The following is a 12,637-nucleotide window of genomic DNA, read 5'->3' on the forward strand; positions in this document are numbered from 1 at the left end:
TCCGGCGTGACGCAGTGATTCACCGGTGTTGGTTTCTTTGATCGGGCAGTGCTATTCGTTGATGACTTTTCCTTTTGCAACGCGTTTGCGTTGGTACTGCCGTGCTACCGGAAATGTCCGGCCATCGCACTTCATACCTGTTCAGCCCGGCCTGGTGCTGGGGTTCATTTCACTGCTCTCGCTCAGCGCTTGCTCCGCAGGAAAACCTGCGGAAAAGGCGCTGGTGCGAGTCGAGGTGCAGCCAGTTGCCTTGGTGGACGTCTCAAGCAGTGTGACGCTGACAGGCGATATCCAGGCGCGCAAGGTGACCGAGCAAGCGTTTCGCGTGTCGGGCAAGCTGATCAAACGCTATGTCGATGTCGGGGACCGCGTGCGTGCCGGGCAAGTGCTTGCCAGGCTGGACCCGCAAGAACAGAAGAACGAACTGGCGTCGGCCAATGCCGAAGTGGCCATACGACAGTCGCGTTTATACCTAGCCGAACAGAATTACCAGCGTCAGCAAGTGCTGCTGCCCAAGGGCTATACCAACCTCAGTGAATACCAGAAGGCACACTCCGGCCTTGCGAGTGCGCGTGCTGAATTGGCAGCGCTGCAAGCTCAACAGGCCAACGCACGTGATCAAGTCGGTTACACCGAACTGCTCGCAGTAGCCGATGGCGTCATCACTGCACGGCACGCCGAAGAAGGTCAGGTGGTCCAAGCCGCCGCGCCGGTGTTCAGTGTTGCTCACGATGGCGAACGCGAAGCGGTATTTTCCGTGTATGAATCGCTGCTGCGCTCCGATCAGACAGGCACCACGGTGATCATCAGCCCTATTGCTCAGCAGAGCATTCAGTTGACCGGCATCATCAGGGAAATCACGCCCATCGTTTCCGCCGCAAACGGCACGTTGCGAGTGCGCGTTGCGCTGCCGAAAGTCGCCGCTGCGCCTGCGCTCGGCTCAGTGGTCAGCGCCCGCCTGCAGGTTCGGTCGCAACGGGCGTTCGCCCTGCCCTGGTCAGCGCTGAGCCGCACCAAGGGTCAACCGGCAGTCTGGCAGGTGGACGCTCAGGCCAGGGTCAAGCTGACGCGGGTCAATGTGCTGCGCTATGAACAAGGTCAAGTGATCGTTTCAGAGGGGCTGTCCGAGGGCGATCGGGTGGTTTCCCGCGGGCTGCAGTTTCTCTATCCGGGGCAACAGGTCGAGGTGGCCGAAGTGATGACTGCCGGCGTCAACGGCATGCAGTCCGGACAGAAAGTACGCATGCAGCGAGAGGTCAGTTTGTGAGGGAACGCTTCAATCTGTCGGCCTGGGGGCTCAGGCATCGCACGCTGGTCTGGTACATGATGTTCGTTTCACTGCTGATGGGCAGTTGGTCGTTTCTGAATCTGGGCCGCGAGGAAGACCCTTCCTTTGCCATCAAGACCATGGTCATTCAGGCGCGTTGGCCGGGTGCGACGCTACCCGACACCTTGCAACAGGTTACCGACCGGCTGGAAAAGAAGCTCGAAGAAATCGACGCGCTGGATTACGTGAAAAGCTACACACTGGCCGGCGAATCGACGCTTTTTGTCTTTCTCAAAAGCGAGACCCGCAGCGCCGATATTCCGGCAGCGTGGTATCAGGTGCGCAAGAAGATCAGCGATGTACGCAGCGAATTGCCCAGCGGCATTCAGAGCCCTGCATTCAACGATGAGTTTGGTGACGTGTTCGGCAGTATCTATGCGTTCACCGCTGATGGACTGTCCTTTCGCCAGTTGCGCGATTACGTCGAACAGGTACGCGCCGACATCCGCAGCGTACCCAACCTGGGCAAGATCGAGCTGCTCGGCGCCCAGCGCGAAGTCATTTATCTGAATTTCTCGATCCGTAAGCTTGCGGCGCTGGGCATCGATCAGCGCCAGGTGCTGCAAAGCCTGCAAGCGCAAAACTCGGTAACGCCTGCTGGGGTGATTGAGGCAGGCCCGGAACGCATTGCGGTGCGCGCCAGCGGTCAGTTCAGCAGTGAAAAGGACCTTGAGGCCGTCAACCTGCGCTTCGGCGAGCGGTTCTTTCGCCTCAGCGATCTGGCGACCATCGAACGCCGCTACGCCGACCCGCCCTCCTCGCTGTTCCGTTTCAATGGCCAACCGGCCATCGGGCTTGCGGTGGCCATGAAACAAGGCGGCAACATTCAGGCATTCGGTACGCAGTTGCAGCAGCGCATCGACCAGCTGACCACCGAGCTGCCATTGGGCATCGGCGTGCATCTGGTGTCCAGCCAGGCCGACGTGGTTGAAAAAGCTATCGGCGGCTTCACCCATGCACTCTTTGAAGCGATCCTGATTGTGTTGGTCGTGAGCTTCATCAGCCTCGGCATTCGCGCAGGTCTGGTGGTGGCCTGTTCGATTCCGCTGGTGCTGGCGCTGGTCTTCGTGTTCATGGAGTACAGCGGCATCACCATGCAGCGCATCTCGTTGGGCGCGCTGATCATCGCCCTGGGCCTGTTGGTGGATGACGCAATGATTACCGTCGAAATGATGGTGACCCGCCTGGAAAGCGGCGATTCGTTACCGCAGGCCGCGACCTTTGCCTATACCTCGACCGCCTTCCCGATGCTGACCGGCACGCTGGTGACGGTTGCCGGTTTCGTGCCCATCGGCCTGAATTCCAGTTCAGCGGGCGAATATGTGTTCACCATGTTCGCGGTCATCGCCGTGGCCCTGCTGCTGTCCTGGCTGGTGGCGGTGCTGTTTGCGCCGCTGATTGGCGTGCACATTCTAAAGGCGTCGGCGCCGCATGCCGCGCCGGGGCGCTGGATGCGCGGCTTCAGCGGCCTGCTGGTCAAGACACTGGAGCACCGCTGGTGGGTAATCGGCATCACACTACTGATGTTCATCGCCTCGCTGTTTGCGGCCAGGCTGCTGCAGAACCAGTTCTTTCCGGACTCCGACCGCCCGGAAATCCTGGTGGATATCTATATGCCGCAAAACGGCTCCATCGAAGGCACACGCCAGACCATGGATCGCTTTGAAGCCACGCTCAAGGACGATCCCGATGTGTTGCGCTGGAGTTCCTATGTGGGCAAAGGTGCGGTGCGTTTCTACCTGCCGCTGGACCAGCAACTGAGCAATCCCTTTTATGGGCAGCTGGTGATCGTCAGCCAGGGCGGCGCAGCGCGTGATCGTCTGATCGAGCGTCTGCGCCAGCGCTTTCGTGACGATTATGTCGGGGTGGGCGGCTACGTCCAGCCACTGAACATGGGGCCGCCAGTGGGCTGGCCGGTGCAATACCGGGTAAGCGGCCCGGACATCGAACAGGTGCGCAGCCAGGCGATGGCACTGGCGGCCATCCTCGACGCCAACCCGAACATCGGCCAGGTCATCTATGACTGGAACGAGCCGGGCAAAGTACTGAAGATTGATATCGCGCAGGACAAGGTGCGTCAATTCGGCCTGTCTTCGGAAGACGTGGCGCAAATTCTCAACAGCATGGTCAGCGGAACGACCATCACGCAGGTGCGCGACAGTACCTACCTGATCGACCTGGTCGCGCGCGCAGAAAACGATGAGCGCAACTCGGTACAAAGCCTCGGCAACCTGCAGATCCCGACACCCAATGGTGCGAGCGTGCCGCTGCTGGCGTTCGCCACGCTCAGTTACGAGCAGGAACAGCCGCTGGTCTGGCGTCGCGACCGGCTGGCGACCATCACCCTGAAAGCCAGCGTGCTCGGAAAATTGCAACCGGCCGCGCTGGTCAGGCAATTGAAACCGGAAGTCGACGCCTTCAGCGCGCGCCTGCCACTGCGTTATTCGCTGGCTACTGGTGGCGCGGTCGAGGCCAGCGCCCGCTCGCAAGGGCCCATATTGAAGGTCGTGCCACTGATGTTGCTGCTGGTGGTGAGCTTTTTGATGATCCAGCTGCACAGTGTCAAAAAGCTTCTGCTAGTGGTCAGCGTGGTGCCGCTCGGGCTGATTGGCGTGGTCGCAGCGTTATTGATATCCGGCTATCCGCTGGGCTTCGTCGCGATTCTTGGTGTGCTGGCGCTGATCGGCATCATTATTCGCAACTCGGTGATTCTGGTCACACAGATCGACGAGTTCATCGCTGCCGGTGAGAGTGCCTGGACATCGGTGGTCAAGGCCACCGAACATCGCTGCCGGCCGATTCTGCTGACCGCAGCAGCTGCAAGCCTGGGCATGATCCCGATTGCCCGCGAGGTGTTCTGGGGCCCGATGGCGATCGCCATGATCGGCGGTATCGCCATTGCCACCTTGCTGACATTGTTTTTTCTGCCTGCGCTGTATGTGGTCAGCTACAGGATCAGGCCGCCTGCGGCTTAGCGGGTCAGATTTCGATTGGCAGAAAATCAAACAACGCCTGAGGAGCCTCGACCAGCAACATGTTTTTGAGCGGTTCCGGACATTCAAGCGCCCGGAACTGCTCGACCACACTGGCGTAACTGACTTCTTGTTCATGCTGGGTGTGTGGCCAGTCGCTGCCCCATACCAACCGGCGCGGACCAAAGCTTTGCAGCAGCAGCGGCAATGCAGCGTGGGCAAACGCCGCATTCTGCTCGGCACTGCCGCCCAGTCGATAAATTGCCGAGACTTTCATCCACAGCTGCCCGCTCAGGCCCAATTCCAGCAATGCCTGGAACGCCGGGTCATCAATACCAAGGCGCGCATCGGGTCGACCAAAATGGTCGATCACAATCTTGCAACCGAATGGTAGCAACTGCCGGATCAGCCCCGGCAAGTCGGCAACCTCACGGTGCAGTTCAATATGCCAGCCAAGGGTCCAGACGTTCTTGAACAACGACTTCCATTCAGGTGCCGTGAAGTCAGGCAACGCCCTGCCGATGAGGTTCAGGCGAATACCGACAATGCCCAGCCCGGCCATACGCTGCAAGGCGCCACGGCTGATATCGGTATCAACCACTGCCACACCGCGCAACCGATCAGGGGCCTGTGCCAGAGCGTCGAACAGGAACCGGTTATCGGTACCCAGAAAACTGGGCTGCACCAGTACGCCATGACTCAAACCATGTTCGTGCAGGTGGGCCAGATACGCTTGCACAGTGGCATCGTAGTCCGGGCTGTAACGTCGTCCTGACGTCAGACTCAAATCCTTGCTGAAGACATGAGCATGGGCATCAATGCCCAGGATTGGCGTGGTGGGGTCGGTCATGAGTTCATCTGTAAGTCAACGCGGTGCTGTAACACCGCGGGTGAAAGGATATTCAAGCCTGCTGCGCCGCGCCCTTATCCAGCGGGTCTGCAGCAACCGGCGTGGCCTCAAGATTGCGCCCACGGGTTTCCGGCAGGCAGAAAGCAGCCACCATCGCCACGCCATAGGCAATACCGGCATCGATGCCGATGGCAGTGCCCAGCGACATCGATTCGCTCATATGGCCCACCAGAAACGGGAACACCGCCGACAATACGCGCCCGAAGTTGTAGCAGAAGCCAACCCCTGCCCCACGTACGTCTGCCGGGTACAACTCGTTGAAAAACGAACCCAGGCTGGCCGGAATGCCAGCGGCGAAGAACCCCAGCGGAAAGCCGAGAAACAGCATTTGCGTGTTACTCAACGGCAGCATCAGATAGCACTGCACCGTGACCACGCAGCACAGCGCGAACAGCATGATGTTCTTGCGTCGGCCAATGCGGTCGATCAACAGACCGCTGCATACGCAACCGCACCAGAATGCAACGATAATGACCGCCAGATAGCCGCCGGAACTGAGCACTGACAGGTTACGTTCGGTTTTCAGAAAGGTGGGCAGCCACGTCATGACCGCGTGATAACCGCCGTGCGCACCAAGGCCAAGCAAGCCGCCGAGCAAGGTGACGCGCAATAATTCGGGGCGAAAGATTCCGGCCATAGACTTGAAGAAATTGCCCTTCGGCGCAGCGTTTTTCTGCATGCGCTGGAAGCTGTCCGGCTCCTCGACGTTGCGGCGCACCCAGATAATCATCAGTGCTGGCAGCAGGCCGACGAAAAACATTACCCGCCAGGCAATATCCTCCGGCACAAACGAATAGATCAGGGTAAACAGCACCACCGCCAGCCCCCAGCCGACAGCCCAAGCGCTTTGCACCGTTGCCATGACCTTGCCGCGGTAACGCGACTGGATCGTTTCGGCCATCAACACCGCGCCCGCCGCCCACTCACCGCCGATGCCGAAGCCCTGCAGCGCCTTGATGATCAGCAACTGATTGAAGCCGGTCACGAAGGCAGACAGAAAGGTAAAGAAGGAAAACCACAGGATCATCCATTGCAACGTGCGAACCCGGCCATAACGGTCGGACAACGTTCCGCCGACCCAGCCACCCAGTGCCGACGTCACCAGCGTCACGGCGCTGATCAGCCCTGCGTCGCCTTTGGTCAGGGCAAAGGCGGCAATCAAGGCTGGAATGGCCAGACCGAACATCTGCACTTCCAGGGCGTCCAGCGACCAGCCGCCGAAACAGGCCCAGAAGGTCTTGCGCTCCTTGGGAGTGACTTCGCGATACCAGTTGAACATGGCTTCGTATCCTTATGAGCGTTGAATGAGTCGGGGTGATTGCAGTGCGATCAGCGAATTTCCACGCTGTAGCGGAAATGGCTGGCGTGCCCTCGTGAACGTCGCCACTCCAAAGGTTCACCGGCGTAATTGCGCGCCAGTCGTTCGATGACCACTACCGGGCTGCCGACCGAAACCTGCAGCAACCGACCGTACACATCGTTGACCGCTTCAGCCGTCAGGCTCTCTTGCGCATAAGCCACAACCTGACCGCAGGCCTCCTCATAGATCGGATAAAGCAACGGCCCCTGGGTATCGAGGTCCAGATCCAGCAACGCCTGGAAGCGCATCCGAGGCAGCCAGATTTCTTCAGCCAGCACCGGTTGACCATCCAGCAAGCGCAGCCGGATCATCCGAATGACCGGCGCACCGGACACCAGGCCCAGTGCCTGGCTGACCGATGAAGGCGCTGCCACAGGCTCTATCGATAAAATTCGGCTTTCCGGTACACGGCGCTCACCCGCTTCGGTCTGAAAACGGAAAAAACGGAACAGTGACGACTGAAACCGGGCACGCCGAATAAACGTGCCACGCCCCTGCTGGCGCTCCAGAACGTTGTCGCTTACGAGCAGATCAATGGCCTTGCGCACGGTGCCTGTGGACAGGCAATACTCAGCGGACAGCGCCGCTTCAGTAGGAATGGCTTCGCCCGGACGCCAACGATTATTGGCAATCTGTTCGGCCAGACTGTCGCGCAGACGTTGATAAAGCGGAAGGCGTTCGTCGCTGGAGAGCTTGTTCATTGTTGTAGTTATCCAGTCATATATATGAATATTTGAGCGGATTATTGGCACGTCGCCGTTGGGCGTCAAGGGCCGATAGTCAGGACGTCAGATCGGGGATATGAATTCAAAAGGTTTCTTGATGGTGCGGAAATAGCCTTGGTCAACGCTGACGAGCGCGTTGGATGCCGATAATTACATTCACCAAAACCGGAGAAAAGGGCTGAAGAAACTGCTGGGCATCTACCTCAAGCAGGTCATTTTTTAACAGATTGAGAACATCATCTTCCTCAATAAACAGCTCAGCAGGGTCAATGCTGCAAGAAAACAGCAGTGCATCAATCATCTGCTTGCGCTCTCCCACAAGACCCCGGTTCGACTCATGGGTATCGCCTAAATTGAGCACGTTGATACTTGCGCACGCCCGAGGCGTGGTGCCTGCCACCAGACCCGAAAGCTCAAACTGCAGCTCTTTTTCACATTCGATCATCAGCGGCGTAAGCGGCAAAAACTGACGGCCATGAGCCTTGTCACACCGCTTGGCGTTAGTGCAGCTCGCGACAATATTGCCGAAATCCAGAGTGCGACGCGGTGCTAGATGCTGCGCTTCAACATGTTCATTGCAGGCACTGCCTTTCTCGGCAGTGATCCTGCAGCAGCAATAGGCGCACAAACCATGCTGTTCAGTGACACAGGCGTAGCGAATGGCATCCTTGATATCTTCATGCCCCACCAGGTCGGCGTATTTCTTTCCCTTGTTCGCGCGCTTCCATTTTTCCAGCACCGCGAGACTTCCCTTTTCAATCTTTCTCACGGCGCACTTCCAGCTTGCGAATCAGCAGCGAAGCTTTCGCCAGTTCGATGTGATTTGCAGGTAACTCGTCAGCCAACCCTGTGTAGAGAGTACGAGCTTCATCGAGCTCTCCTCTCATCAAAAAGTGCTGCAGTTTATCCAGAGCTGTTTGAATCTCCTCATTTCGAATATCAGTGTCCATGACACTCGACAGCACCTGATTGGCATCAAGACCATAAAGACTGTCCTGCTCACGTAACTCGCCATCGTCCATGACGTACACCAGCACATCCTTGCTGTCGCTGATGACCAACGGCGAATGCGTGGTCAAGAGGAACTGGCAATTGGGGAACGTTGTAGTGAGTTGGGCGATGAGACTGCGTTGCCATTTGGGGTGCAGGTGCAAATCAACTTCGTCGATCAGGACGATGCCATTGCCGTGTAACGGGTTTTCCAGCGCCGGGTTCATCATGGCTAGGCGTCTGGCGATGTCGCCGACGAGCGCCATCATCGATTTTTCGCCCTGGGACAGCTGGGATACGTTTAGCGTCTTACCGTCTTTATCAATAGCCATGTGCAAGCGCGGCTTACGCTTGACGCGCAGTTTTGTGAAGCCTGGCATGAACGCCTCAACCGCAGTTCTGACCGCAGTCAGCTGGCGGTCACGTGAAGAGGCATGCTCCCTGGTCAGCACTTTCCAGAGTTCTGTATCAATCAAGATCTTTTGAGACAGCTCATTCAGCAACTCTGTCGAGATACCCGTTTCATTCTCGCTGTCTTCGCGCTCCCGAAACCACTCGAAAAAGCGGCGAAAATCCACGCCACGCCCCAAGGCGTTGTCGTAGCCGTCGAGTTGATCAAAGGTATGTCTGGCGTGGACTTTGAGCGGTATCTCAATGACAGAGCGCTCGACGGGGTAGAAAGCCAGAAGAGGAAGAGACGTATCACTTTTTTCAGTCAACTTTGAGCGATAGCCATCAGCAAGTCTGTTGAGCTCGCTTAATACTGTGGATGAGGTGGCGTTTCGGCCTTTCCGAGTAGCGGTTATTCCCCATTCAGTTTCAAGTGGATTGATCTCGTCATCCGAAATCAACACATCCTCTATCCGAATGGTAATCGAGGATGTAGCGGCACCGTTCTGAACCATACCCTCATCGATACGACTGCCAGCACCTTTCGGCGTCCTGACTCTCGCTACCAGCCAGCTCAACGATGTAGCGACAGACTTGAGCAGCGTAGTCTTCCCCGCTCCATTATTGCCAACCAGCACGGTCACCTTCGACGCATGTCTTTCGGTAGGCGCCAGAGCGACTTCAAGATCGCTGAAACGCCCCACATTAACGAGCCTGAAGCTTTTGATTTCCATGAAGGTCCCTGAGGGGATTGATCCAGAACACAATGACGGTCGGCATTATGGCACTCCTGCACGCTCCGTGAAGACCTCGCCATAAAACGACTTACATCAAATCATCATTCCCGGAAATATCCTGTATCAACTCGCCGCACCTACTTAATCCGCGACAAAACCGTTAGCCTGCTTGCCATCAGTCAAAAACCCGCCTGACAGATGCGCCTCGCGTGTCTGCCAGGTTTACGCTCAAGCGAGAATCTTCATGCCCAACTCGTCCCACGCGGCGCACAAAGCCGTGAGCATGACCCCGGCCATGGTCATGCTGTTTGCCTTCTGCTGCGGCGCGATTGTCGCCAACATCTACTATGCGCAGCCGATCATCGAGCTGATTGCCCCGGACATCGGGCTGTCGAGTACGGCCGCCAGTCTGATCGTTTCGTTAACGCAGATCGGTTATGCGCTGGGCTTGTTCTTTCTGGTGCCACTGGGGGATCTGCTGGAGAACCGCAGGCTGATGCTGATCACCACTGCGGTTGCGGTGCTCAGCCTGCTGAGCGCTGCGTTTGCCGAGCAGCCGAATCTGTTTCTGCTGGTGTCGCTGCTGGTGGGTTTCAGTTCGGTGTCGGTGCAGATGCTGATCCCGCTGGCGGCGCACCTGGCGCCGGAGGAATCCCGCGGCCGGGTGGTGGGCGGAATCATGGGCGGGCTGTTGCTGGGGATTTTGCTGGCGCGGCCGATTGCCAGTCTGGTGGCTGACCATTTCGGCTGGCGCGCAGTGTTCGGGGCGGCGGCCGTGGTGATGATCGGCATCAGTGTGGTACTCGCCACCACCATGCCCAAACGCGTTCCGGATCATCGTGCATCCTACGGCCAGTTGCTGTTCTCGCTCTGGACGCTCTTGCGCACCCAGCCGGTGCTGCGCCAGCGGGCCTTTTATCAAGCGTGCATGTTCGCAACGTTCAGCCTGTTCTGGACCGCCGTGCCTCTGGAGCTGTCACGCAATCACGGGCTGTCGCAGACCCAGATCGCGATCTTTGCCCTGATCGGCGCAATTGGTGCCATTGCGGCCCCCATCAGCGGCCGTCTGGCAGACGCCGGTTACACCCGCATCGCGTCCTTGGGCGCTCTTCTATTCGGTGCACTGAGCTTTCTTCCGGGGCTTATTCATCCTGCCTACAGCGTGATAGGCCTGGCGGTAACAGGCGTGGTGCTGGATTTCTGCGTGCAGACCAGCATGGTGTTGGGCCAGCGCACCGTCTATGCACTGGATGCCGCGAGCCGCAGCCGGCTCAACGCGCTGTACATGACCAGCATTTTCATCGGCGGCGCGATTGGCTCGGCGGTGGCCAGTCCGTTGTTTGATCATGGCGGCTGGACCTGGGTGCTGATCGCAGGCACGGTGCTGCCACTGACTGCCTTGCTGGCGCTGCTCAGGGATCGATCCAGGCAGAATGCGTAAACGCTGCACTTTGTAACTGATTTGCAGGATAATGCCGCGGCGATGGCATGGCCCATCGCCCTTCTGGCTCTCTCTCGCACCTCAAGGCTCGCGTATCCGGCACCTCTGGATCTGCGCGATTGAACACGGATTGTACAGACGCCTCATCCCAAGGCCCCCACCCGACGATACCGCTGCTCAAGCGTATCGGTATGCATTCCCGCAACCCGAACAAGGCAAAAACAGCAATGGACGCAGCACCACGAACAAGCAAGATTTCCGCGATTCTGGTCAAAATATCGGCAGGCATAGTCTGGATGATCGGGGTCATCTGGAGCATCTTCACCTACCTGTTTCCGGACCCGACCATTCTTGGCCTCAGTGTCGACTTCATCAACTGGAAGACACTGATCATCATTGTCAGCACAGTCATGCTGTTCAGCGGGCTGGGTATCGCCATCCTCGCCAGAAAGCTCCCCTCGTTACTGAAGCTTGGCGTGTGGATGGCGCTGTCACTGTTTCTCTGCGCGGTGTTCTTCAAGTTGGGCGGCGAATACGCAAAGCCTTCGGTGGAGTTCGCCCGCAGTCAGAAACTGTTTACCGAGAATGACAACGCCAACATGTTCGGCAAGCGGTCCGAGACCGTCGACAATCTGAGTATTGAGCTGCTCGACTGTGATCAGAATGGTCAGTCGCCTACCTGCACGCTCGAACTGATCAATAAAAGCGCCGATCGCGACTTTCGCTTTCTGAACCCTGTCAGCCTGTTTGAAGAAACCGGTGGCGCGCTGGGCCTGACACAAATGCATGTTGGCGATGCGAAGTATGATCGCTGGGACAGCTTCCAGCTGATCCGTAACGTGCCAACCAGAGTCACACTGATATTTGAGGCGACCAAGGGTCGACTGAAGAAATCACCCGCCTTGAAACTGACCTTTCGCGACCGCGAGAGCAAGGAAAACGTGCTCAAGTTCAAAGAGGTCAAGGTCAACTAGGTAACCGAGGATCTCGCGTCGCCCCCCCCTCGGACGACGCACGTATTCACTGACGGTTTGACTGCTTCAACCAAGCCGCCAGGTCAATGACCTCGGCTTCGTTGATGCTGTGCCCCAGCCCTTCATACCCATGAAATTGCGGTGTCAGGCCGAGCGACTTCAGCGTGGCTTCGGCTTGCGGGCCGCTGGCGTAGGCCACCTGGCGATCCTGTACCCCGTGACCGATGAAGACGTTCAGGCGCTTGAGATCATCAGAGGCTTTGACCTCGGACTGCACCACCGGCAACAACCGCCCGCTCAACGCAGCAATCCCCCCTACCAGCTTCGGCTGACGCAGGGCGACTTCGTAGCTCATCATCGCGCCCTGACTGAACCCGACCAGAAACACCTTGCCCGGCTGCGTGTGGAACTTGCCGGTGGCCTGGGTGATGAATGCGCTCAGTTGCTTGCCGCTGCTCTTGAGGTCTTCAGTCACGCCATCGTAGTCAGACACGCCCGGTTTCTGGGTGAACCACTTGTAACTGTCAGCGCGCAACTCCATTGGAGCCTGCACCGACAGGTAGTTGTAATCGGCCGGAAGATTTTCCTTGAGCCCGAACAAGTCCGCCGCGTTACTGCCGTAGCCATGAATGAAGATCACCAGCGGCCGGTTCGGGGTTTCGACGTTGGCCTGTGCCAGGTAATCCAGCGGCAGATCAGTGTGCAGGGTGTCCTGCGCCTGCGCCATGCCAGCAATGGCAAACAGCATGGCAGCGAAAAATTTCAGCATCGGTTCATGACCTCTGTTTGACGCTGCCGACAAGCAGCGTCG

10 protein-coding genes are annotated in these 12,637 nt (G+C 58.0%); 4 read left to right on the forward strand and 6 right to left on the reverse strand.

Annotation, left to right across the window (positions count from 1 at the left end):
- Positions 1–61: 61 nt before the first annotated feature.
- Positions 62–1,267, forward strand: coding sequence for an efflux RND transporter periplasmic adaptor subunit (locus AO068_RS04690; RefSeq protein ID WP_080394755.1), 1,206 nt, complete (start codon positions 62–64; stop codon positions 1,265–1,267).
- On the forward strand, positions 1,264–4,302 hold the full coding sequence (locus tag AO068_RS04695) for an efflux RND transporter permease subunit (protein ID WP_058407783.1): 3,039 nt from the start codon (positions 1,264–1,266) through the stop codon (positions 4,300–4,302). The genes AO068_RS04690 and AO068_RS04695 overlap by 4 nt, the downstream gene beginning before the upstream one ends.
- Positions 4,303–4,306: 4 nt before the next feature.
- On the opposite strand, the gene AO068_RS04700 is transcribed toward AO068_RS04695, so the two are convergent.
- The 5 genes from AO068_RS04700 to AO068_RS04720 all read right to left on the reverse strand — a co-directional run bounded on the left by AO068_RS04700 (position 4,307) and on the right by AO068_RS04720 (position 9,408).
- Entirely contained in the window at positions 4,307–5,149 is an 843-nt protein-coding gene (locus AO068_RS04700; protein ID WP_058407784.1) for an amidohydrolase family protein, read from the reverse strand.
- A gap of 52 nt (positions 5,150–5,201) precedes the next feature.
- The gene (locus AO068_RS04705; RefSeq protein WP_058400425.1) at positions 5,202–6,488 is read right to left on the reverse strand and encodes an MFS transporter; all 1,287 of its coding nucleotides are present in this window, start codon (positions 6,486–6,488) and stop codon (positions 5,202–5,204) included.
- Positions 6,489–6,538: 50 nt separating this feature from the next.
- Complete coding sequence (locus AO068_RS04710; protein WP_058400424.1) at positions 6,539–7,270, reverse strand: GntR family transcriptional regulator; 732 nt, start codon at positions 7,268–7,270, stop codon at positions 6,539–6,541.
- A gap of 142 nt (positions 7,271–7,412) precedes the next feature.
- Positions 7,413–8,063 (reverse strand): hypothetical protein, encoded by a 651-nt coding sequence (locus tag AO068_RS04715; RefSeq protein ID WP_058407785.1) that lies wholly within the window; start codon positions 8,061–8,063, stop codon positions 7,413–7,415.
- Positions 8,050–9,408: an AAA family ATPase gene (locus tag AO068_RS04720; RefSeq protein ID WP_058407786.1), complete on the reverse strand. Its 1,359-nt coding sequence runs from the start codon at positions 9,406–9,408 to the stop codon at positions 8,050–8,052. Before AO068_RS04720 ends, AO068_RS04715 begins: the two co-directional genes overlap by 14 nt.
- Positions 9,409–9,655: 247 nt before the next feature.
- Here AO068_RS04720 and AO068_RS04725 point away from each other — a divergent pair, with 247 nt between their 5' ends.
- Both AO068_RS04725 and AO068_RS04730 read left to right on the forward strand, forming a co-directional pair.
- On the forward strand, positions 9,656–10,852 hold the full coding sequence (locus AO068_RS04725; protein ID WP_058407787.1) for an MFS transporter: 1,197 nt from the start codon (positions 9,656–9,658) through the stop codon (positions 10,850–10,852).
- Between the two features lie 227 nt (positions 10,853–11,079).
- Entirely contained in the window at positions 11,080–11,826 is a 747-nt protein-coding gene (locus AO068_RS04730) for a hypothetical protein (protein WP_003435958.1), read from the forward strand.
- Between the two features lie 46 nt (positions 11,827–11,872).
- Here the strand turns inward: AO068_RS04730 and AO068_RS04735 are convergent, their stop codons facing one another.
- Positions 11,873–12,595, reverse strand: a complete 723-nt coding sequence (locus tag AO068_RS04735) for an alpha/beta hydrolase (RefSeq protein ID WP_058407788.1) — start codon at positions 12,593–12,595, stop codon at positions 11,873–11,875.
- Between the last annotated feature and the right edge of the window lie 42 nt (positions 12,596–12,637).

The sequence above is a fragment of the Pseudomonas sp. ICMP 3272 genome, assembly GCF_001466905.1.
In the GTDB taxonomy this organism is placed as follows: domain Bacteria; phylum Pseudomonadota; class Gammaproteobacteria; order Pseudomonadales; family Pseudomonadaceae; genus Aquipseudomonas; species Aquipseudomonas amygdali.